Annotated in this window: 25 protein-coding genes and 1 pseudogene; 10 read left to right on the plus strand and 16 right to left on the minus strand. The window is 35.8% G+C overall.

The features are described 5' to 3' along the window. Positions 1-33: 33 nt before the first annotated feature. Complete coding sequence (locus BAQ46_RS01235) at positions 34-2,493, minus strand: LamG-like jellyroll fold domain-containing protein (protein WP_071741524.1); 2,460 nt, start codon at positions 2,491-2,493, stop codon at positions 34-36. Between the two features lie 354 nt (positions 2,494-2,847). Between BAQ46_RS01235 and BAQ46_RS01240 the strand changes: the two genes are divergently transcribed. Beyond that, entirely contained in the window at positions 2,848-3,273 is a 426-nt protein-coding gene (locus BAQ46_RS01240; RefSeq protein ID WP_000791313.1) for an S-Ena type endospore appendage, read from the plus strand. Between the two features lie 57 nt (positions 3,274-3,330). Here the strand turns inward: BAQ46_RS01240 and BAQ46_RS01245 are convergent, their stop codons facing one another. From BAQ46_RS01245 to BAQ46_RS01260, 4 genes are all read right to left on the minus strand, one after another. Then, positions 3,331-3,675, minus strand: coding sequence for a DUF3992 domain-containing protein (locus BAQ46_RS01245; RefSeq protein ID WP_061131367.1), 345 nt, complete (start codon positions 3,673-3,675; stop codon positions 3,331-3,333). 20 nt (positions 3,676-3,695) lie between these two features. Further along, entirely contained in the window at positions 3,696-4,064 is a 369-nt protein-coding gene (locus BAQ46_RS01250) for a DUF3992 domain-containing protein (protein ID WP_001277529.1), read from the minus strand. 98 nt (positions 4,065-4,162) lie between these two features. Next, the gene (locus BAQ46_RS01255; protein ID WP_000435019.1) at positions 4,163-4,768 is read right to left on the minus strand and encodes a DedA family protein; all 606 of its coding nucleotides are present in this window, start codon (positions 4,766-4,768) and stop codon (positions 4,163-4,165) included. Positions 4,769-4,778: 10 nt separating this feature from the next. Further along, on the minus strand, positions 4,779-5,060 hold the full coding sequence (locus BAQ46_RS01260; protein WP_000733844.1) for a YkvA family protein: 282 nt from the start codon (positions 5,058-5,060) through the stop codon (positions 4,779-4,781). 340 nt (positions 5,061-5,400) lie between these two features. Between BAQ46_RS01260 and ku the strand changes: the two genes are divergently transcribed. After that, a complete protein-coding gene (ku, locus tag BAQ46_RS01265; RefSeq protein ID WP_061131366.1) occupies positions 5,401-6,213 on the plus strand; it encodes a non-homologous end joining protein Ku in 813 nt (270 codons plus the stop codon). A 17-nt stretch (positions 6,214-6,230) separates the two neighbouring features. Here ku and BAQ46_RS01270 read toward each other — a convergent pair whose 3' ends face one another. Both BAQ46_RS01270 and BAQ46_RS01275 read right to left on the minus strand, forming a co-directional pair. After that, entirely contained in the window at positions 6,231-7,010 is a 780-nt protein-coding gene (locus BAQ46_RS01270) for a DUF2935 domain-containing protein (protein WP_046198851.1), read from the minus strand. 14 nt (positions 7,011-7,024) lie between these two features. After that, positions 7,025-7,438 carry a VOC family protein gene (locus tag BAQ46_RS01275; RefSeq protein WP_001996766.1) on the minus strand — a complete coding sequence of 138 codons (414 nt, stop codon included), beginning with the start codon at positions 7,436-7,438 and terminating at the stop codon, positions 7,025-7,027. A gap of 48 nt (positions 7,439-7,486) precedes the next feature. On the opposite strand from BAQ46_RS01275, the gene BAQ46_RS01280 reads away from it, so the two are divergent. The 4 genes from BAQ46_RS01280 (at position 7,487) to brnQ2 (ending at position 10,090) form a co-directional block, all read left to right on the plus strand. Beyond that, positions 7,487-7,702, plus strand: coding sequence for a spore coat associated protein CotJA (locus BAQ46_RS01280; RefSeq protein ID WP_001046258.1), 216 nt, complete (start codon positions 7,487-7,489; stop codon positions 7,700-7,702). Between the two features lie 8 nt (positions 7,703-7,710). Continuing rightward, on the plus strand, positions 7,711-7,974 hold the full coding sequence (locus BAQ46_RS01285) for a spore coat protein CotJB (RefSeq protein ID WP_000194491.1): 264 nt from the start codon (positions 7,711-7,713) through the stop codon (positions 7,972-7,974). A 12-nt stretch (positions 7,975-7,986) separates the two neighbouring features. After that, a complete protein-coding gene (cotJC, locus tag BAQ46_RS01290) occupies positions 7,987-8,556 on the plus strand; it encodes a spore coat protein CotJC (protein ID WP_000265273.1) in 570 nt (189 codons plus the stop codon). 217 nt (positions 8,557-8,773) lie between these two features. Next, positions 8,774-10,090, plus strand: coding sequence for a branched-chain amino acid transport system II carrier protein BrnQ2 (gene brnQ2 / locus BAQ46_RS01295; RefSeq protein WP_061131363.1), 1,317 nt, complete (start codon positions 8,774-8,776; stop codon positions 10,088-10,090). A 44-nt stretch (positions 10,091-10,134) separates the two neighbouring features. Here brnQ2 and BAQ46_RS01300 read toward each other — a convergent pair whose 3' ends face one another. The 3 genes from BAQ46_RS01300 to BAQ46_RS01310 form a co-directional block, all read right to left on the minus strand. Continuing rightward, on the minus strand, positions 10,135-11,139 hold the full coding sequence (locus BAQ46_RS01300; RefSeq protein WP_061131362.1) for an ABC transporter permease: 1,005 nt from the start codon (positions 11,137-11,139) through the stop codon (positions 10,135-10,137). Between the two features lies 1 nt (position 11,140). Further along, a complete protein-coding gene (locus BAQ46_RS01305) occupies positions 11,141-12,007 on the minus strand; it encodes an ABC transporter permease subunit (RefSeq protein ID WP_061131361.1) in 867 nt (288 codons plus the stop codon). Positions 12,008-12,097: 90 nt separating this feature from the next. Continuing rightward, positions 12,098-12,832 carry a YwaF family protein gene (locus tag BAQ46_RS01310; protein ID WP_061131360.1) on the minus strand — a complete coding sequence of 245 codons (735 nt, stop codon included), beginning with the start codon at positions 12,830-12,832 and terminating at the stop codon, positions 12,098-12,100. Between the two features lie 210 nt (positions 12,833-13,042). Between BAQ46_RS01310 and BAQ46_RS01315 the strand changes: the two genes are divergently transcribed. The 4 genes from BAQ46_RS01315 (at position 13,043) to entC (ending at position 17,816) form a co-directional block, all read left to right on the plus strand. Further along, entirely contained in the window at positions 13,043-14,146 is a 1,104-nt protein-coding gene (locus BAQ46_RS01315; protein WP_071741525.1) for an efflux RND transporter periplasmic adaptor subunit, read from the plus strand. Continuing rightward, entirely contained in the window at positions 14,143-14,817 is a 675-nt protein-coding gene (locus tag BAQ46_RS01320) for an ABC transporter ATP-binding protein (protein WP_000609099.1), read from the plus strand. The genes BAQ46_RS01315 and BAQ46_RS01320 overlap by 4 nt, the downstream gene beginning before the upstream one ends. 26 nt (positions 14,818-14,843) lie before the next feature. Further along, positions 14,844-15,995: an ABC transporter permease gene (locus BAQ46_RS01325; RefSeq protein WP_001996759.1), complete on the plus strand. Its 1,152-nt coding sequence runs from the start codon at positions 14,844-14,846 to the stop codon at positions 15,993-15,995. Between the two features lie 447 nt (positions 15,996-16,442). Next, complete coding sequence (gene entC, locus BAQ46_RS01330; protein ID WP_071741526.1) at positions 16,443-17,816, plus strand: cell wall-binding protein EntC; 1,374 nt, start codon at positions 16,443-16,445, stop codon at positions 17,814-17,816. Between the two features lie 21 nt (positions 17,817-17,837). Here the strand turns inward: entC and BAQ46_RS30385 are convergent. The 6 genes and pseudogenes from BAQ46_RS30385 to BAQ46_RS01360 form a co-directional block, all read right to left on the minus strand. Further along, positions 17,838-18,071: pseudogene (locus BAQ46_RS30385) on the minus strand (hypothetical protein); the annotation flags it as partial. A 218-nt stretch (positions 18,072-18,289) separates the two neighbouring features. Next, positions 18,290-19,375, minus strand: coding sequence for a DUF871 domain-containing protein (locus BAQ46_RS01340; protein WP_000440033.1), 1,086 nt, complete (start codon positions 19,373-19,375; stop codon positions 18,290-18,292). Then, the gene (locus BAQ46_RS01345) at positions 19,365-19,643 is read right to left on the minus strand and encodes a hypothetical protein (RefSeq protein ID WP_000900037.1); all 279 of its coding nucleotides are present in this window, start codon (positions 19,641-19,643) and stop codon (positions 19,365-19,367) included. Before BAQ46_RS01345 ends, BAQ46_RS01340 begins: the two co-directional genes overlap by 11 nt. Beyond that, positions 19,619-20,929: a PTS sugar transporter subunit IIC gene (locus BAQ46_RS01350; protein WP_001013054.1), complete on the minus strand. Its 1,311-nt coding sequence runs from the start codon at positions 20,927-20,929 to the stop codon at positions 19,619-19,621. Before BAQ46_RS01350 ends, BAQ46_RS01345 begins: the two co-directional genes overlap by 25 nt. Before the next feature lie 82 nt (positions 20,930-21,011). Then, complete coding sequence (locus BAQ46_RS01355) at positions 21,012-21,317, minus strand: PTS sugar transporter subunit IIB (protein ID WP_000275647.1); 306 nt, start codon at positions 21,315-21,317, stop codon at positions 21,012-21,014. Position 21,318: 1 nt separating this feature from the next. After that, complete coding sequence (locus BAQ46_RS01360) at positions 21,319-21,639, minus strand: PTS lactose/cellobiose transporter subunit IIA (RefSeq protein ID WP_000131334.1); 321 nt, start codon at positions 21,637-21,639, stop codon at positions 21,319-21,321. Positions 21,640-21,696: the final 57 nt, after the last annotated feature.

The raw sequence follows: 21,696 nt of genomic DNA on the forward strand, positions 1-21,696 counted from the left end.
AAGCCTATCATGATAAGCTTCTTTTCTTCTCTCTTATTTGTTTATGCTTTTTTCAACAAGTGAAATCGTATACTCTAATGTACGATTCATCGTTTCTACCTGTGCATCTTTTACTTTTACATCTTTCACTACAGCTTCGGCCACTGTAATTTTTTGACTCAGTGCTTTCACTGAACCGTCCGTTACATTTGCATCTTGCGCTTTTTTCACTACTGCTTTTGCAGATTCAATATTGATTTGTAATTTTTCTTTCGGTGTTTTCGGTTGTTCTACTACTTTAGATTGTACAAATGTTACATTAGCTGTTTTTAATTCGTTATACGTTTGAACGATTTGCTCTCCCGTACTCCCTACATTTTCAAATGCTTGCTTTGCATTATTATAGCTTTTCTCTAATTCTTGAAATGCTTCCTTTGAATATTGACCTGGCTTATCACCAAATTCATACGTACCAGCTAACACTTCTTTCACTTTTCCAAGCTCTTCATATAACGCGTTCACTTGCTCTAACTTTGTGCGGTTAGAAAACTCATTGTACGCCGCTAATACTTCTGAAGAACTTAACGCTTTACTATATAATCTCGCAAGCGCAATTTGTCCGTTCAACGGAATACCACCATTTCCTTTGCTATCAGGGTCAGCTCCAAATGCAAATGGTACGTTCGGATGAGACACTTTCCCTGTAGCTGGTTGGCTATTTACTTTTTTACCATCGACATAAATAGCTACTTCGCTTCCGTTATACGTTCCTGTTAAGTGATATGTTTTGTTTGCTTCTAATTGAACGCCAACGCGTTTATAACTGCCGCCAATGTGAGCCCATAATTCAACATATCCACTTCCTGTAGATTCAAAACCAATTCCGCCACTCTCTGTATTTTGCAAAATACCTTGTCCGCGAATTTCATTCATTGAAAATACAGTTTCTAGCGTGAACGTATTTGCTACTTTCTCTTTTTGTGCTGCTGAAAATGGAAGGTATCCAAATGTGTTTGCTTTTCCGTTTAATTTCATAACATTCTTTTTCAATGCTTTATCATATTCAATAGTCACATTGCCCTTCACATCACCTTTTGTAGCAAATGGTGAATTGTCTTTAAATGTACCATCTGCAAAGTTCACATCGAAAACATCAGCCTTTGGCACTTTTACATTCGGATCAATATTATCTTTTTTCGTAGTAACTTCTGCCGTTAACGGCTGCGCACTTTCATTACCGAACGAATCGATTGCAACTACTTCAAGCATATATGTTTTTCCACCATCTAACCCTGCAAGCGTAAACGTAAGATCTTTCGGCACTGGATCACGATAAAACTCTGAGAATGCTAACAATTTATTCTTTATTTCTCCCGTTTGCTTATCTCTAGCTTGTACACGATAAGAATGTACAAGAAGGTTGTCCAATGCTTGTGGAAATGTTACTGTTGCCGCATTTTCTGTTACATTTGATACCGCAAGCTTTGCATCCTTAGCAAAGTATGGCTTTTCTTTATCACGATCTTCTATATGTGTAAATGTGTCTTTCTTTGCTGGTAATTTAATTTTCCAAGGCTCGCCTGTCCAAGAATTTGTATGGAAATCACGGCGATTGATCGTTACTTCTTTATCGTCTACTTCTACTAATAAGCCTTGGCTTAATGTGCTAGCTCCTGGCGGGATATTCCCTTGTACTTTACCACCTTCAACTTCCATGTAACTTATAGAAGATGTACCAACTGATGTAAAGTCTTTTTGATGAATCGATCTTGGATCATCTAACGGATAATGTGAATGACCTGAAAACGTAATAGCCTGCGGATATTCTTTTAATACCGTATTAATTTTTGCGCTATCTTTTGTTCCCCATTCATGACTACCGTAAACTGTCTCTTTAATGTGTTGGTGTAAAAATACGAAAATTGGTTTTTCTGGATCATCTTTTTGTGCCTTTGCCATTTCTTCTTTTAACCAATTAATTTGCTTGTCCGAATAATATCCATGAGTTGTCCCGTCCTCTGGAGACATAACAAGGAAGTGATACCCTTTTACCACTTTATGATAATAAATTGATTCCATTCCTGTCTTTTCTAAGAAACGCTTCTGTGCGCCCTCTACAGATAAACCGTTCCAATAATCATGATTTCCTAGAGAATTCATTCGCACTGCATCTTTATTTGCATTTTCATTATACACTTGCATGAAACGATCATATTGTTGCAGTGATCCTGAATCAGTAAAATCTCCCACAATTACAAACGCATCTTGTTTAGGTGCAAGTGTATTCAGTTGCTCGATTGCTCGTTTCCAGCGAAACGTATCATCTGTTCCACTATTCTTAATATGTACATCACTTACAACCGGAAAAACGATCTTCTTCTCACTCGGTGCCTTTTCTTGCTTCTTCTCTTCCGCTTTAATTGATGTACCCCACGGAAATGATACAAATGCTAATACAAAAACCATTAATAATCCAATAAGACCTTTTACTTTTCGCAAAACCATTCTGTCCACGTGAATCCTCCTCATAATAATCGATTCATTACAAGGGATATTTTATCTAAAGCATATTAATGTCGTTTAAATAACAAATGAATTTTATTAGATTTTTGTAAATATACAGTTAATTAAAGGTTAAGTTCAACTTTCTTCTTACTATTGTATACAACCACTTTTTGTCTAAAAGAGTCTGAGCATTCTTTTCCCATGTCTATTCACATATAATCTTTTCTATAACATGAATAATAATTTAAGGTTTCAGCCTATTAGACAATCTTAATTTTTAACAATTTCTTCTTTTTTTAACACATCGGCCATGCTTCCACATTTAATAGTAGTAAAAGACTACTTAAAAAGGAGGGGGGTGTATTGAAGAATAAAAAAAACATTGGCTGTTTTGCTCCTTTGTCTATCATTTGCCCAGATCCTTGTCCACCTCCCCCTCCTCCAGATCCAGATTGCGAGCGAGTAACAAATGAATTTGCAGGAAATTTCCTTATAACGAATAACAACATTCCCTCCGCCAAAGATGAATCACAATCGATGATACTGTGGCAAAGTGATGGAATGCTGCCTATATCAGGCACTGTCTCGGTTTACAATAGTACTAGCAGCACAGAAGCAATTACCATTGAAATCGTTGGAGCAGTAACCAATATTTTCACTGTGTTTCCTGGTAATACAATATCGTACACAGGAAAAGACTTACAGTCAGTTAATATTGCTAATATCCAACATAACCCTTCACTATATTTAGAAGGCAAGTACTGTTGCCAATTTACATGTTGTTTATAAAATACCAATCTTATTACTTCCTCAATTAAAAAAGCATACCATTTGCGGTATGCTTTTTTATGAAATCGGATAACGTACTGTAATACAAAACTCACCTTGATTAACAGTTGTTCCTGTTGTAGTAATTCGAACAGTCGTAAAATATCGTACAGTGAAAGTACCACTACTTTGTGGTTGTACGGTAATTGTATCAATTACTGTAGCACCTACTAAAAAATCAACTGTAATTGGAGCCGCACCTACATCATATTTCACGTAACCTGAACCATATACTTCTTGCGTAATATTATTTGTATATACAATTTGAGTACCAGCACCTGTAATAGACCAGTCTGTACATACTTGATCTTGTACAAGCGTTTTATTAGAACAACAAGACAAACTGGAACTTCTTATTCCCATTTTGATCCTCTCCTATTCTGCTATGAAAGTGGATAACGTGTTGTAATACAAAATTCTCCCTGATACGTTCCAGCAGGTGTTGCAGGTAACACAACTTGTATAATGTCAAAACGCCGATACGTAAACCCGATACTCGTTCCTGGGTTTAATGTTTGTGTATCTATTACAGTACCAGCAGAATCAAGCGCCTCTACAGTAATTGGTCCTGGTCCAACATCATATTTAACAAAACCAGTCCCCACTACGTTTTGGTTAATATTATTTGTATAGAGAACATTATCAATTGCTGTTGCAACTACAGTAGCAGACCACGGACTACACACTTTATCTTGTACATAATTTTTATCTGGACAACAAGTTAATGCTGCCCCTGAGCACTCACAAGACATAGTTGTTTCCCCTCTCTCTTTTATATTCCCTATATGTGTATGTCCTTCAGAGTCTTTTGCCTGTACTATTCATTTATTTTCAAAAAATATTCAAATGACTAAATAGATTCCGTTCTGTTCCTTTTCTTCATAAATTTATAGATTAAAATACCACCGACAACGATAACGACGACTAGTAATATCGGTAGCATATATTGCCCCACAACATCCGCCGCTTTTTCCCAATGCGGACCTAATTTCATTCCAAAATAAACATATAAAGTTGTTAACGGGAACATTGCTACAAATGTATATATACTAAATTTCCATATGTTCATTTTCGCCATACCACATGGAACAGAAATAAGCGTTCGAACGCCAGGTACAAAGCGTCCAACAAATGCTACAACTGGTCCATATTTCTCAAAGAAATCATCTGCTTTTTGGATTTGTTCTTCTTTAATAAAGAAGTATTTCCCGTACTTTATTAATAGAGGACGACCACCGTAATAACCGAGTGCGTATAACGTTAACGGTCCTGTCGTTCCACCAAGCGTTCCAGCTAATACAGCTAGCCAAAAATTCATATCACCCTCGTACACCCAATATCCAACCATAGGCAAAACAACTTCTGCGGGAATAAATTCAAACGTTAAAGCCAATACAACTCCAAAATAAGAAAACTGCTTTAAAAACTCAATTATATCTAAAATAATTTGCTCCATATTTTAACTCCTATCCTACATTTACGTTATGCTTTTCTTGTAATTGAACTGGCGCCATTTTTACAATTCGGTTCAAAATAAATAACACAATCCCAATATCATCTAAAATACCGATGAACGGTAAGAAGTCTGGAATTAAATCGAGAGGCATCGCTACATAACCAACTAAAAAAGCAATGGATAAGATTTTCTTCTTTATTGAAACCTCTTTTGAAGTAAAAAAGTCAAATAGGAATGGAACAAATCGGCGAACATGAAATACAACTCTTAATCTACTAATAAGTTTTTTCATTTTTATTTCTCCTCTCTTTGTATACAAAAAGGCCCCTACCAAATATGGTAAGGGTCCTAAAAAAGACAATAAGGGGCCTTTACCATTGCTGGTAAAGGTCTCACTAACAACGAAACGTTGCCAATAAAGCCGAGGGTTTCTCCCTGTAATGACGACTTTACTGTAATAAGTTACTCCCCTTTATATACACAATTTTATACAATCACATTAAAATATTTTAGAGGGCTTGTCAATATATTTTATATTCCAATCCCTTCTGTAAAAAACAAAAAACGTATAGGAAATTTCTTACTATCTCATAATATACATAATCATTTTTGAATGAAAGGAGAGATTTCATTTGCATACCGTATGGAAAGGTGCACTTTCACTTGGACTATTAAATATAGGAATTAAACTATATAGCGCCGTAGAAGAAAACGATATAAAATTTTTAAGTCTCCATAAAGAATGCTTAACACCTATTAAATATAAAAAATTCGCTCCCGATTGTGCGGATGAAGAAGTCGATGATAAAGATATTGTAAAAGCCTATGAATACGCCCCCCATAAATACATTATTATGGATGAAAAAGAATTAGCTGCGTTGCAAAAAGCTCACGAACCACGATCTATTCGTATTATATCTTTTGTTCAAAATAACGAAATTGATTCTATTCTCTATGACCGCTCTTATTTTATAGGCCCTACCCCGGGACATGAAAAATCGTATTTATTATTAAAAGAAGCCCTTGAGCGTACAAATAAACTTGGTCTTATCCATATTTCCATTAGAAAAAAACAACATTTAGCTATTATCCGTAACTTTGAAGATGGACTTATGTTGCAAACTATTCACTACCCTAATGAAATTCGCGATATAACAAATACACCTAACTTACCAAGTAATGAAAATTATCCTATCCAAAAACAAGAACTCACCGCAGCAATCAACTTAATTCACCACCTTACAAATCCTTTTGAACAAGAAATGTATACAGATGAGTATAAAGAAGCCCTTACCGAATTAATCGAAGAGAAAATTGAACAACAGGAAAAAACGGAAACAATCTCTCCTGCTCCAAACATCATCAATATTATGGAGACATTACAAACAAGTATTGAACAAGCAAAAATAAAAAGAGACAATAAAACAGAAAAAGAGGCCAAATAAAATTGACCTCTTTTTCTTTAAAGCGGATTACATTTCGGCATTTCGAGTCCAGATGATTGAGCTAATTTTAATAAATAATAACATTCTTCCCTTGCCATATGATCTGCCATTCTCGCTGATAATACACTTAATACTTCATTTGATAACTCGAGTTCTTCCACTTCATGTAAAAAATGTGAAAATAATTTTAGTTCAAGTGAAACATCTTTTGTAAACTTCTTTAATGCAGGAAAATGATGAAGCTCTGTTCGTAAATATCCAGTCATCTCAACCGCCTTTAAGTAAAATTGTTCAAAATGCTTCGTAAATTCTTCGCTTTTCTCTTTTAATCTTTTTTCAACAAGATCTAACCCACCAGAAATAGAGCCTGCATGACCAGCTGCATCTGTTAACCAAACGAGATGATAATGAAGTTCATGAAAAACAGGTGGAATTTCCCCCTTCTTCAAAAACTCTAAAACCGTTATATACTCTTCCACTTCGTTTACCATATGATTAATAAAAGTCGGCGTAAAATGAATTGTAATTTTCCCTTCCAACTGTTTCTGTATAATATTTAATTTAAACGTCCGGATCTCCTTAGCTGCTTGTTCTGCCTCTTTGGAAAATGCCACAAGATTCACATTACGAACTTTATTTAACAGATTCGTAAATGTTTCAACAAAATAAGTAGCTTTCTTTATATCTTCTTTTTCCTTTGGAGCTAACGCATCAAGTAAAAACTGCGCATGATCAGTAAGTACCTTTAGCCAAAATTGATGCTCAAACAACGCACTTTCTTCATAATTTCTCTCCACCAAATCCCCTCCGTCTATTCATCCTTCTCTACCACTTGAAGTTTATATCCATCTGGGTCTTGTACTACAATACTCCTCGCGCATTCATTTTCTGTATATAAAATTTCATAAAACGCTAGCTTCTTTTTCAATTTCTCTATGTCAGAAATCGTAAATGTTAAATCCTCACATGAATCTGTAACACTTTTTTCCTGCCCACCTAACATGCGATTCATAACAAAACTAATTCTCGTTGAATCGGCATCATACCAAACCCCCGTTACATCTAATTGTGGTCTTTCTAAACTAGGTTTAATTCCTAAAATCCCTTCGTAAAAATATAACGTTTCCTTTAAGTTTTTCACTTCCAATACAATGAATTGTTTCACAGTCTCCACATTCATTCCCCCCGTACCTATTACTTTTTTATATGTGTCATAAATGCTCATTATGTCTGAATACAATACGTAGTAATGAACATGTAAGGAGGTTTATTCGTGAATAAATATATGAGATCATTCGTGCCCTATCATAGTCCTCAAGATCCTTGCCCTCCTATCGGAAAAAAATTTTACTCTACTCCTCCTAATTTATTTTTAGGCTTTCAACCGCCAAACTTACCACAATTCACGCCAAAAGAAGCGCTACAAAAAGGGACTTTATGGCCTGTTTTTTATGACTATTATGAAAATCCTTATAAAAAAGGGCGGTGACTACTGACGTGACTCAATCGCTACCAGAAGAATATTATAAGCTGTTACTGGAGCTTCAAGAACTAGACTTTGTACTAGTCGAACTCACTCTTTATTTAGATACACATCCAGATGACACTGCCGCGATTAATCAATTTAATGACTTTTCCTATAAACGAAGAGTATTAAAACAAAAGATGGAAGAAAAATACGGGCCACTCCAACAGTTTGGAAACAGCTATTCTAATGCCCCTTGGGAATGGAGCAAAGGTCCTTGGCCATGGCAAATATAAAGGAGAGAAACTATGTGGATTTATGAAAAAAAATTACAATACCCTGTTAAAGTAGGAACTTGCAATCCAGCACTTGCAAAATTATTAATTGAACAATACGGCGGTGCAGATGGAGAATTAGCTGCTGCACTCCGTTACTTAAATCAACGTTATACAATTCCTGACAAAGTCATTGGCCTACTTACTGATATTGGTACAGAAGAATTTGCTCATCTTGAAATGATTGCTACAATGGTTTATAAGCTGACGAAAGATGCGACTCCTGAACAAATGAAAGCTGCTGGTCTTGACCCTCATTACGCTGATCATGATAGTGCACTCCACTACCATAACGCTGCCGGTGTTCCATTTACTGCAACCTATATACAGGCTAAAGGTGATCCAATTGCCGACCTATACGAGGATATTGCGGCTGAAGAAAAAGCACGCGCAACATATCAATGGCTTATTAACTTATCAGATGATCCAGATATAAATGACAGCCTACGCTTCTTACGTGAACGAGAAATCGTCCATTCACAACGTTTCCGAGAAGCGGTTGAAATTTTAAAAGAAGAACGTGATAAAAAAATATTTTTTTAAAACACGTATCCTAGTGATATGTGTTTTTTTACGCTATAAGTTAAATCCTTCCTATTAAACATATAAATAGTATATTTATTCGATTTAATGCATTATTTTTTAATTTTTTCAAAATTCCCTATTGCTTTCTAGTCATCAGACCTTTAAAATAATAACAGTTACTCGACAAATTATTTGAATTTTCGACAAAAACACTCATTAGGAGGATTTTCTTTATATGCGTACAACTTTAAAACCAGCGCAAATACTTTCGATTAGTTTACTACTATTCGCAGTTTTCTTCGGTGCTGGTAATATGATTTTCCCGCCCCTTCTCGGTCTTTCTTCCGGAGAAAATATGTGGATTTCCATTACAGGATTTATTATTACAGACGTCGGTTTATCTTTACTAGCTATTGTCGCTGTTGCCCTTGCCGGTGGTAGTTTTAACACTTTAGCAAGCCGTGTTCACCCAAAATTCGCAGCAATATTTGCTATCATTATTTATCTTTCAATCGGCCCACTATTTGTTATTCCACGAACTGGATCTGTATCTTACGAAATTGGGATTGCACCACTTTTCCCAGACCAATGGTACTCTATGTTAATCTTTAGTGCGATTTTCTTTACAGTCGTCTACTTCTTATCATTAAATCCATCAAAATTAGTAGATCATATCGGAAAAATATTAACACCAATTTTACTTGGAATTATTGCGATTATGGCAACAAAAGCAATTCTTTCACCAGGAACGTTTGCAGAACCTGTTGGTGACTATAAAGAAATTCCGTTTTTCAAAGGATTTCTTGAAGGATTTTTAACGTTAGATGCAATCGGTGCACTCGTACTATCAACAATTGTTGTAAATGCAATTCGCCAAAACGGTATACAAGAGAAGAAATCAATTGCGAAATATACAATTATTTGCGGAAGCATTGCCGCTCTATTTTTAACAATTGTGTACTTCTTACTTGGTTATATCGGTGCTTCAAACGGCAACTTAGGACAATTCGAGAACGGTGGTCAACTATTAGCGACTGTTATGTACCACTTCTTTGGGACAAGCGGTAATGTTTTATTAAGCATCGCCATTATCTTCGCTTGTTTAACGACAGCAATTGGTGTTGTAAGTGCATTTGCAAACTATTTCGCAACAGTACTAACAAATGTTTCTTACAAAAAGCTCGTACTATACGTTTGTATTTTTAGCTTCGTGATTTCAAACTTAGGATTAAGTTTACTAATTAAAATTACTTTGCCTGTATTAATTATTCTATATCCAATTACGATTATTTTAATTTTCGTATCATTTATTGATAAATATACGAAACGTAAACCTTCTGTCTACATCGGGGCAATGATTGCAGCATTCCTTATTAGTTGTATTCATGCACTTGATAATGTGGAAATGATACCAAGTTTTATCGCGAATATTGTACACACCATTCCTTTTTATAATTTAGGAATTGGCTGGATTATCCCAGCAATCATCGGTGGTATAATCGGATACTTTATTCCGCAAACAGAAGCTGAAGGCGAAGTTTCTACAAAATAAAGAAAAGCAGCAAGCAGGAAATACATGCTTGCTACTTTTTATTTTCACATCGTATGCTTAAAAGTAAATAACTCTTCTTTTGACTGCACAGCAGATTGTTCCTCTTTTACAACGTCCTTCTTCATCTCTCCTCCTAACCTTACTTTCATCATCGCCTCTTCGATACTTTTTACAATCATATTTCCTGAAAAAATAGTAAGTCCAAAAAATGTAATCGGAACGAGAGGGATCCACGGATTCACTGTCAATGATCTAAAATAGACTCCAATTAACCCTGACCATTCATGTGTATAAGATTCTATTTCTTCTATCGGTCCTAAAAACTTAACCGTTCCGCCAAAGAATATTTCTAGTAACCCTAAGTGCATTAAAATAGTAAGAGTCTGCGTAAACTGCTGAAAAAATACAAGTATAAACGTCATATAAAGATGCGGGAAAAGATGCTTTATAACAATATGTCTTCTCGATCCACCTAATATGCGCGCGGCATCAACAAATTCTTCCGTTCGCAATTTTCGAACTTCCTTCGCAACATACAGTGCAATAACTGGCATTACAAGCATTACAAGTAAGACAACTTGAAACGAAGCCCTTTCAAAAAAGGTTGTTGTTTCCTCCCCACTTCCAAATGTACTTGCAAATTGAAGAAAAAAATACGCAATCATAACTGTCGGAATAACTGTAAAACTATCAAAGAACGCCTCAATTTTTGAAAACCCTCTTTTTATGTACGTTCCGAGCACGACACCGAAAAATACACCTATTACCATTCTAAGTGCCGCAATTAAAATAGATATACCAACCGTCCATTTCGCGCCCTCAATGACTAAATGTAACAGGTCATACCCTTTCCGATCTGTCCCGAGTAAAAATTGTAATGAAGGTGGAAACGGTGGCACTTGTGGATTTTCATCCGCATCATATTGCAATGTAACTTGTCTAATATGTCCATCATTCCATAACGTATTTCCGATGCTCAAAAGAACTAATAGAAGAAGAAACCCAATACTTATCCAAAATCTTTTATCACGTTTTATATACGTCCACATATTATAATCTCTCCTTCATCGCAGCCGGAATGAGATAATGAAACAATTTAAATAAAATAAAAATCGGAATATAAATAAGCAGTACACTCACGATAAAAACTTCAACTCTAATACCCTCATACGATTTCAAAAACATAAAAATACCACCCGTATTAAAAATCCATTCTATAATATATAAATTAGATAACATAAAAAAGATATTCGTTTTCGCAAAGAATAATGTACTAAGCAACACATTTCGTAAAATATGACGATTTAAAATATGAAAGCGCCCCAGCCCTTTCGCCTTAGCAAATAGTACATAATCTTTTTCTAGTTCATTTTCAAAACGAAGCACGACCATTTTTACAAACATAATCGTAGTCGGGATGCTCAAACACAATATTGGCAACCCTCTAATCGACTCGCCTCCAATTGACGCAATTTGAAAAGGTAAAAAACCTGTTTGTTTAAAAAACCATACAACTAAAATTTGTGATACTAAAATAAGAAGGATATCTGGAATGGATTCTAGGAAGATAAGAAATGATTTAATTCGATGTTGTATACGCGGTGAACTACTCATAATCACATAAACAATACAAAATGCTACAAATAATGAAATGAAAAAAGCAGCTAAAAAAATAATAATCGTTTCTTTATAATGGACAAACAACTGTGGAAATAAAAATTTATCTCCCACATATTTAAAATTGGAGATGTCCATTAAATTCACAAACACTTCTTGTAAACTCTGTATGTACTGTGATGCATGCAGCTCAAATCCATAAAATAGTTTTGGCAATGTCCCTAAACAAATAATACCCAAAATCGAAATAAGAAATTGAATCGTCACTTCCATCCCATTCAGAAAAACTTTTTTGACCACGTTTTCCCTTCTCTCTTTATATAATTTACTCTCTAATTTTATTCTTAATTTTCTGAATTGTAAATATTTAATATATAAAAAATCGCTAGGTTATGACCCTAACGATTCTTTGTGTAACTGTTTTTCTCTTTTCGCAAACGGCATATACAAAATAAAACATCCAATAAGCGCTGCGAGTTCTAATGAAATAATATAGTAAGGATGTGGTCCTAACATATCAAGTAATGAAGCTGTTTCTGGCTTATGGGCTAAAAACATATAATTACCACCTGTTTTGTAATTTACAAACGAAACAATCGGAATCAATATGTTTAAAAATATCATTGTGCGTTTAATAGACTGTACTGTCGGACGATATCCTTCCACCCAAGTCATAAAGAGTGGCGCCCAAATGAGCAATATATGCGCGATAAAATATTCAATGAACCGAAAATGCGGAAAAGCATATTGCAAGTTTGGCGTTAAAATGGCTTGTGATGCACCAATAATTCCTGTAAAAAATACAATCTCATATATACGGTAACTTTTCGTTATGATCATAATTGACGCTAACAACAAACTAATCGTACATAACTCAAACGGTAATGAAGTGGCTAGCTCAAAAATCCCTGCTTTCCACTCCCACATATGAAGTCCAATTTCACTCCCTATAAATAGAAATGCAATCGCATATCGAACCGTTATATTCCACTCATTTTGACGTAATACATCTTGGTATTGATATAAAAAAACGATTCCCACCAACAGAATAAATAATATAATGGCATGTTGCCTTGAGTAGGGAATAAACGGTTTTAATGGATGCGCACTAAAATAAGCTTCCATCTTCCTTCCTCCTCTCCTTCATACAATATTATTGTAAGAAAAAAACACGCGTCAATTCATTTGCTTACACTGGGACAAGCTCTACCTTACATTTACATATTCATACCTTACAAAACTGTAAGGTTATTGTAAGCTAAAACGATTTGTCAGATTCTTTCCCTCTTCTATACTTAATGTAGATACTAAAACGAACGAAAAGGTGATAAATAGATGAAGAAGAAAAATAAAGTGTTAATTACTAGTGTAGTAGCAATCGGAATTGCAGCTGGATCATACTTTGCATTTGCTGGCGGCGGTTCAGAAGTAGCAATGGCATATAGCGGATATAAAGTAACAGAAAAACAGATTGAAAACGCGCAAAAATTTGGCGGTGAAGTCATTCCAAACGGAATTGAAACAATTTCATTTGATCCAACAAAAGGTACGTATGAATTAGCTGTAAAAAAAGGTGATGAAGTAAAAAAAGGGCAACTCCTTTTTAAATACAATGACCCTACTGCGAAACAAGGTGTAACTGAAGCAGAAATGCAAAAGAAAATCGCCCAAAAAGAAGTAACATTATTCAAAAAACAAATTGATGCAGCGAAACAAAAATTACAAAAAGATAAAAATGCAGGTCTTCCTGCTGAAGCATTAAAAGCATCAGAAATCGAGGTACAACAATTAGAATCACAGCTTGAAATGAAAAAGTTTGAAGTTGAAAAAGCTGATGAAATGATTAAAGCAGCAAAAGAGAAAGTAAACACACTTTCTGTAACGAGTCCTGCTGATGGCGTAATTGATGATATCGTAAAAGTCGCTGACGAAAAAACAGGTATGAGCGGTATTACACTTCGTCATGCTGGTCCATTTAAAGTAAAAGGTCAACTTTCTGAATATGAGCTTGCTAGTATGAAAGTTGGGCAAGAAGTTACTGTTTCATCAAAAACCGTTGCTGGTAAGACTTGGACAGGAAAAGTAACAGAAATCGGTTCTACTCCATTAAAGAGTATGGACGAAAACAAAACAGTTTCTAACTATCAATTCACTGTCACTTTAGATAATAGTGAAGAATTACAAAACGGCTTCCACGTTTACGTAACAAGTAAATCTGGCGAAGCAACTGGTACAATTGTTCCGAAAAGCAGCATCGTGAAAAAAGGTGATAAAAATGTTGTGTTTGTTGTAAAAGACGGTAAAGCGAAAGAACAAACAGTTACTGTTGAATTCGAGACTGATAGCGAAGCAAAAGTTTCTGGAGTGAAAAAAGGAGAGGAAATTATTTCTAAACCTGAAAAAGACTTAAAAGATGGTATGGAGGTTGTCGCCCAGTGATTAACTTAAAAGGCATCACGAAATCCTTCCAAAATGGTGCAGAGTCCGTTCAAATATTACACGGAATTGACGTAACACTGAACCAAGGAGAATTCACTTCGATTATGGGACCTTCTGGTTCTGGTAAATCAACATTAATGAACATTATTGGTTGTTTAGATAAACCGACGACAGGTACGTACGAACTAGCTGGTCAAAACATTTCAAACATGTCTGAAACAGAACTTGCACACGTACGTAATAAAGAAATCGGATTCGTATTCCAAAACTTTATGTTATTACCGAGACTTTCAGCACTTCAAAATGTAGAGCTCCCTCTTATTTACGCTGGAGTCGATAAAAAAGAAAGGCGCGAGCGCTCATTAGCTGCTTTAACAAAAGTAGGTTTAGCTGATCGTGCTACTCACCTGCCGAACGAATTATCAGGTGGACAAAAACAGCGTGTCGCTGTTGCACGCGCAATCGTAAATAACCCGAAGTTTATCTTAGCCGATGAACCAACGGGGGCACTTGATACGAAAACAAGTACACAAATTATGGACCTCTTTTACGAATTAAATAAACAAGGCTCAACAATCATTATGATTACCCATGATCGTGAAATTGGGGAAGCAGCAGCACGTCAAATTGTAATTCGTGACGGAAATATCGTCCAAGATTGGAGAGGTTAATTTTGAACACGAGTGAAAATATACGCATGGCCCTTTCCTCTATCTTTGCTCATAAAATGCGTTCTATTTTAACGATGTTAGGTATTATTATCGGTATTAGTGCCATTATTACTATCATTTCAATGGGTGATGGTACAAACGCAAAGTTTAAAAAAGAGTTAGGCCAAGGGAAAGATAACGAAGTAACGATTTACTACAACAATCCTGACTATGGAACAGATAATGCCAAAATTACAGCTGATATGCTAAACCGACTGCAAACTGTACCAGGCGTTAAAGATGTATATCCAGATGTAAGTATGAAAGTAAAAGCATCTGCTGGTTCAAAAGATGTAAATCTTGATTTAAAAGGCGGAACAGGCGCCTTTATGACAGATTCGAAGATAAAATTAGTTCACGGTCGTGAATTAAACGACAGTGAGCTAAACCAAGCAATCCCTGCTGTTATATTAAATGAAGAAGCTTTCAACAAATTATTTAGTGGTTGGGAATCAAATCAATACGCAGATATAAAAGGAAAGCCGTATAAAATAGTCGGTGTATACGAAACGAAAAATGACTTTGGAATGCCTATGCCTGAGGGTTATACATCACTTGAAAACGCGCCTGTCATTTCAGGAGTAACTGAGTATGACTCTGTAAGATTAACAATGACCTCTCCGGCCGAACGTAAAAGTGTAGAAAAACAAGCCGTTTCTGTTTTAAACGAAATGAAAGCTCCTAAATTTGAGCACAAATTCGAAGCACAAGACTTAGGTGAATTTACGAAGCAATTAGATGAATCAATCGGTATGATGAAAATGGTATTCGGTGGTATTGCCGCTATCTCCTTACTTGTTGGTGGTATCGGTGTAATGAACATTATGCTTGTATCTGTAACAGAGCGTACACGTGAGATCGGTATTCGTAAAGCTCTTGGTGCAACGCGTGGTAAAGTATTAACACAATTCTTAATTGAATCTTGTATTTTAACAGGACTCGGTGGTTTCATCGGTTTCATGCTCGGTATCTTCTTCGCTTGGATCGTCTCCATCTTTGCTGGATGGCCACTCGTTGTCTCAAAAGAACTTGGACTTCTTGCAGTAGGTATCTCCATGTTAATCGGTATTATATTCGGTCTACTACCAGCTAACAAAGCTGCAAAACTGGATCCAATTGAATGTTTACGATATGAATAAACAAAAACGTAGGAGTTTACACTCCTACGTTTTTTATTTATCTATTAAATCATGTTTCTTCTATTATATATGTTTCACGTTATAAACATCTTTCATTATTTTAATCTACTAAATCTATTATAGAATCCTATTATTGCAAAAATACTATGTGAAAGTCGAAAATCAAGGCGTAATTTTTTCCATACCTCGACTTATTTTGTAACAATTATAGCGATATTTTATTAAATTTCACCTCATTTTTATTTCTCCACAACTAAAATAGTTATTTTTACATAACTACTTTTCTGTTCCGACAGCAAAATACGCCATTTTTGTAATAATTACGAAATAATTACGTAATACTACAGAAATAATATTAACCTATCAGAAATTGAAATACTACCTTTTTTATGCATCATATGCTCTAACCTCCCCTAAAAACTATAAGAAAGCGCTTTTAGGATATTACTGGAATTATTACAAAATATTAATGACCCGTTACGAAAGCTTTGTAATTTTATGTTTTTCGCAAATAAGAAAATAATGGTTGCTATAATGAGGTCAACGAAAACAAATGCAATGGAGGCTATTATGAAAAAATTTATGGGTATAGCAACAGCAGCGGTTTTTGGTCTTGGGATTTTCACAACATCTGCTAAAGCAGAAACAATCGTAACGACTGATGTACTAAATGTACGAGAAAACCCAACTACTGAATCAAAAGTTGTAGGAAAATTATTAGATGGATATAAAGTTAACGTTTTACATACAGAAAACGGATGGTCAAAAGTGAAATTGAATAGCGGTAAGGAGGCTTTCATTAGCGCTGACTACACAAAAGACACTTACTACGTAACAGCTAACGTATTAAACGTACGTGCTGGTGCAAACACAGACTCAGAGATTCTTGGGAAATTGAAACAAGATGACGTAATCGAAACAACACACCAAGTTGAAAATGGTTGGATCCAATTTGAATATAACGGAAAAACAGCTTACGTTCACGTTCCTTACTTAACAGGTAAAGCTCCAGTTAAAGTTCAACCAGTAGTTAAAGCTGAAAAAACAACTACAGTTCAAGATACAGCTAAAGCCGTGGCAACAACTAAAGCTCGTGAAGTAGCTGAAACGCAAGCAAAAGCTAAAGCGGAGGAAGCAACTAAAGCTCGCGAAGCAGCTGAAGCTCAAGCAGCGGCTAAAGCTCGTGAAGCAGCTAAGGCTCAAGAGACAGCTAAAGCTCAGGCAGAAGCTAAAGCTCAAGCAGAAGCTGAAGCTCAAGCAGAAGCTAAGGCTCAAGAAGCAGCTAAAGCTCGTGAAGCAGCTAAAGCTCAAGAAGCAGCTGAAGCTCAAGCAGCGGCTAAAGCTCAAGAGGCAGCTAAAGCTCGTGAAGCAGCTAAAGCTCAAGAAGCAGCTGAAGCTCGTGAAGCAACTAAAGCTCGTGAAGCAGCTGAGGCTCAAGAAGCAGCTAAAGCTCAAAAACCAGCTACACAACAACCTGTTGCAAAAGAAACTGAAACAAGTGCACCATCATCTTCTCGTGAGTTACGCGTTGTAGCAACAGCTTACACAGCAGATCCACTTGAAAATGGTTATAAAGCAGGCGACCAAGTAAAATCAGCTTTAGGTCACAACTTAACAGCTAATCCAAACATGAAACTAATCGCAGTTGATCCAAGTGTCATTCCATTAGGTTCAAAAGTATGGGTTGAAGGTTACGGAGTAGCAATCGCTGGTGATACTGGTGGAGCTATTAAAGGAAATAAAATCGACGTTTTAATGCCAGATAAAGGCACATCTAGTAACTGGGGACGTAAAACAGTTACAGTTAAAGTATTAAACTAGTTTGTAAAAAAAGAGTCAGTCTCATTGAGGCTGACTCTTTTTTTGATGCTTACATTCTTTCTCTTGGAAGTAAGCAATATTATCTCGAAGCCACTTCCTCTCTAACATAAACAAGTTCCCACGTTTTTTGTGCACTTTGTCAAACGTCTGTAAAACTTCTTCATGATTAGCAAACTTATGTAAAAAATGAAGTGCAATGATAACCTCTGATTCATCTGTAGACTCTACTTCATTTTTACGTCTCCTAGAAACAAGAACAAAGCGATAAATCATTTAACTGCCTCGCTTCTTCATACGCACATTGCCGAACTCCTGCTTCTTCGTCAGCCATCCGTCTTAATAAATCATCTATATACTCTTCCATCTCCTTCTCTCCCATCCAAATTAAGTCTATCTCTTTGCATTCTATATACGATAAACCACTATTTCACCAGAAAAAAGAGGATGCCACGGCATCCTCTCCTTGTACTTCCCTATTCCACACAAGTAAACTGCGTCCAAGCTCCTACATAATCTAGTAAGAATAACTCTTCTTCTGCAATTGTACCGACAATATTTTTTCGTTCATCTATCGGCATTTCTTTTAGAATGATTTGTAATTCGCCTTTATACTTACCAAATGAGTTGTTACCAATTACAACTTGGCCTCTTTCCTGTCGTACACTTTCGCGCACCGGGAAGTCATAGTCTTTGTACTTTTTACGTACTTCTGTAGAACGTACCATATATTCTGTTATGTCACCGCGTCTTACGTGTAATTCTTGCAGCGTGGCTCTCTTCTCTACTTCAGTCGCCTCGTCTACAAAGTTTACTTTCAGCTGTAACATGTAACGATTTAAGTTTCCTAGTTTCTCTAACTCTTCTTCACTCGCATAAGCATTTCCGATAATAACGTCATCAATAAGCCCTGTCGCCCATAAATGTTTCGCTTGTACTTCAATCGGTAAGTTACGATGCTGTTCTAATGTACATAATCCGTCGTTAATATCCCATGGGCCGATGTTAGCTGCATGTGACGTAATAAACGCTGCCGTGCGAATACCCTGTTTTTTAAAGCGTTCACTACAGCGAATGAAATAATCGTACGGAAGTCCAGTAAATTTTTGCGGATAGAAGTTATGACAACCAATTAAAGCTGACTTATTTGCCTGATGCGAAAGAATATTTTCTAAGTACGCAATATCGTTACTTACGTTCAGCTCAATTTTTAAGCCGTACGGATTATTCGTCATTTTCGCTTCAGTTAATCCGTCAAACCCTAAATCTAATCGAATACCGTCTGCACCTAACTCTGCGAAAAATGATAGATCACTATAACTAATACCGAGCTGATCAAAGACAGCCGGAGCTACATCTAAAATCACTTCCATATTGTTATCTTTTGCGTGATGAATAATTTCTTTAAATTCAGCTACAATCTCTTCTTTCGGACGATTCACAGACAATAAACAAGTGAATATTCTTGAAAAACCGTGGCGTGCCGCTGCCGAAATGTATGCCATATCTTTTTCTTTCGTTGAATGCTCTGGATAAAGTGAAATTCCTAATTTACGCTCCATGCTTTTGCATCTCCTTCACACGTTGTATTAATGCCATGCTCGTAAATCTATATTTTGCAGATAAACATGTTGCACATAAAATCGTTGGTACAATAATTACGTACGGTGATTGTAAGCTTAGCATTACATAGGCACCCATTGAACTACCGATAAATACAATTGATACTAGTAGTAAAACTAATAAAGATTTACTTTGTACCCATTTTGAATAATGTGCAATACACTGCCCCGCTACAAATGTAATTAAGATGATAATTGCTCCGAGCATTCTGTTTTCTCCTCTCCTGCTAATTGTTGTTTCTCATACATTTTGAAGAACGGATAGTAAATAACGAATGAGATAACAAAGTTAACAAGTACAAGTACACCAGCCATAATTGTCCAGTCCGTACTAATAATCGCTGCAATTGGTGCTAACATCGTAAATGGCAGTTTCGCCATCATCATCGGAATCATACCTGAAACAACTGCGAAATATGATACTGTCGTTGTCACTAACGGTGTAATAACGAACGGAATAATTAAGATTGGGTTCATTACAATTGGTGCCCCGAAAATAATTGGTTCGTTAATATTGAATAAGCCTGGCACGAATGATAATCTACCTAACTCTTTTAAGAACTTAGATTTAGAGAACATAAACATAATTACTAAAGCTAACGTTGAGCCTGATCCACCAATCCATACAAACCATTGAATAAATTGCTCTGTAAATAAGTTTGGTAATTGATGTGCATTTCCTGTAGCTGTGAATACTTCCATATTTTCAAGAATTGCAGAATCCCACATTGGGCGAATGATCGGTCCTAAAATCGCAGGGCCATGTATACCGAATGACCAGAAGAATACGATTAAGAATACTGTTAATAAACCGCCGAATAAATTATTTCCTACTAATACTGATTTTAGTGGTGCGATTAAATATGTGATTGTTGTATTTACATCAAATTTCAAACCGTAGCGAATGCCCCAGAATAAAAGAATAACTGCTAGCGTTGGAATTAATGCTGCAAACGAATTTGAAACTGCTGGTGGTACACTATCTGGTAATTTAATTGAGATATTATGCTTAATCATAAAGTGATAAATTTCTACTGCAATTAAAGCTGTAACAATTGCGCCGAATAAAGATGTTGCACTTAATGTTCCCACTGAAATATATCTACCTGCATCAATAACACCTGGTACAGCTTTCGTAATTTGAATTGGTTCAACCGATGCTAGTAAAAAGGCGAGTACAGATAATAACCCTGCACTTAATTGATTGAGCTGATAAAAATTCGCGAGCGAAGCCCCTACCCCAAATGCTGCATATAATGCCATTAGTCCTACTGTAAATCGGAATGGAATATCTAAAATATGGCGAAACGGTGCAATCCACTCCATATATGCATCAATTGGTAAGTTTAAAAAGATAACGAAAAATGATCCGACAATCGTTAAAGGTAATGTAGAAATAACCCCGTTTCGAATTGCTAATAAATGTCGCTGTCCGGCAATCTTTTGTGTTGTTGGCATAATCTTTTGTTCCATAAAACTCATAAATCCATTCATCAAAACCCCTCCTCTTTCTCTTTTCTATGAAAGGACGAAATAAAGTTATAACATTATAATGTTTATATTTAAAAAAATATAATTATGCTAAAACTAATTGTTCTGCTTGTTTCAGTACTTTCAAACCATCACACATGCCATAATCTCGTTGGTCTATAATCGCAACTGGTATATTGTATGAATTTGCAAGAAACTCTACGGCTGGAAATAAATATTTCACCTGTGGCCCAATTAAAACAACATCAGCATTTTTTATTTCCAGTTTCACAAGTTCTGAATCAACTGCTTTAATTTTATAATCCTTCCCTTGTTTCATTGCCTCTTCTTGCATTTTTCTTACAACCATACTCGTTGACATGCCTGCTGCACAACATAATAAAATGTACATCTTATACTGTCACTTTCTCTTCTATTCGTTTATGAAGAGTGATAAATTCTTCAGCAAGTTCTTTCACTGTAATTGCATTCATTAAATGATCTTGTGCATGCACTAACAGTAAACTGATTTCTGCATGATTTCCTCCTGCTTCTTCTTGAATTAAGTCTGTTTGAATACGATGAGCTGCTGAAATTTCTTCCCTAGCAAGTTTCATCTTTTCACTCGCATTCTCAAAATCTCCTTGTCTTGCAAAAGCAATTGCTTCAAGTGACGCGCTTCTCGCGTTGCCACCATGTAAAATTAACGCAAATGGAGTTTGCATATCAGTCATTTTAAATTCCCCCAAGCCATCTTTTTTCTATATTGTTATCTTATTATGAAAACGCAT

The organism is Bacillus paranthracis, from assembly GCF_001883995.1.
GTDB lineage: Bacteria > Bacillota > Bacilli > Bacillales > Bacillaceae_G > Bacillus_A > Bacillus_A paranthracis.

What these genes read in the sequence shown, in the direction of transcription:
- BAQ46_RS01245 (WP_061131367.1), bottom strand. Translation starts at nt 3,675, where the DNA reads ATGGGAATAAGAAGTTCCAGTTTGTCTTGTTGTTCTAATAAAACGCTT.
- BAQ46_RS01250 (WP_001277529.1), bottom strand. Translation starts at nt 4,064, where the DNA reads ATGTCTTGTGAGTGCTCAGGGGCAGCATTAACTTGTTGTCCAGATAAA.
- BAQ46_RS01255 (WP_000435019.1), bottom strand. Translation starts at nt 4,768, where the DNA reads ATGGAGCAAATTATTTTAGATATAATTGAGTTTTTAAAGCAGTTTTCT.
- BAQ46_RS01260 (WP_000733844.1), bottom strand. Translation starts at nt 5,060, where the DNA reads ATGAAAAAACTTATTAGTAGATTAAGAGTTGTATTTCATGTTCGCCGA.
- BAQ46_RS01275 (WP_001996766.1), bottom strand. Translation starts at nt 7,438, where the DNA reads ATGAGCATTTATGACACATATAAAAAAGTAATAGGTACGGGGGGAATG.
- cotJC (WP_000265273.1), top strand. Translation starts at nt 7,987, where the DNA reads ATGTGGATTTATGAAAAAAAATTACAATACCCTGTTAAAGTAGGAACT.
- brnQ2 (WP_061131363.1), top strand. Translation starts at nt 8,774, where the DNA reads ATGCGTACAACTTTAAAACCAGCGCAAATACTTTCGATTAGTTTACTA.
- BAQ46_RS01300 (WP_061131362.1), bottom strand. Translation starts at nt 11,139, where the DNA reads ATGTGGACGTATATAAAACGTGATAAAAGATTTTGGATAAGTATTGGG.
- BAQ46_RS01310 (WP_061131360.1), bottom strand. Translation starts at nt 12,832, where the DNA reads ATGGAAGCTTATTTTAGTGCGCATCCATTAAAACCGTTTATTCCCTAC.
- BAQ46_RS01315 (WP_071741525.1), top strand. Translation starts at nt 13,043, where the DNA reads ATGAAGAAGAAAAATAAAGTGTTAATTACTAGTGTAGTAGCAATCGGA.
- BAQ46_RS01325 (WP_001996759.1), top strand. Translation starts at nt 14,844, where the DNA reads ATGGCCCTTTCCTCTATCTTTGCTCATAAAATGCGTTCTATTTTAACG.
- BAQ46_RS01340 (WP_000440033.1), bottom strand. Translation starts at nt 19,375, where the DNA reads ATGGAGCGTAAATTAGGAATTTCACTTTATCCAGAGCATTCAACGAAA.
- BAQ46_RS01345 (WP_000900037.1), bottom strand. Translation starts at nt 19,643, where the DNA reads ATGCTCGGAGCAATTATCATCTTAATTACATTTGTAGCGGGGCAGTGT.
- BAQ46_RS01350 (WP_001013054.1), bottom strand. Translation starts at nt 20,929, where the DNA reads ATGAATGGATTTATGAGTTTTATGGAACAAAAGATTATGCCAACAACA.
- BAQ46_RS01355 (WP_000275647.1), bottom strand. Translation starts at nt 21,317, where the DNA reads ATGTACATTTTATTATGTTGTGCAGCAGGCATGTCAACGAGTATGGTT.
- BAQ46_RS01360 (WP_000131334.1), bottom strand. Translation starts at nt 21,639, where the DNA reads ATGACTGATATGCAAACTCCATTTGCGTTAATTTTACATGGTGGCAAC.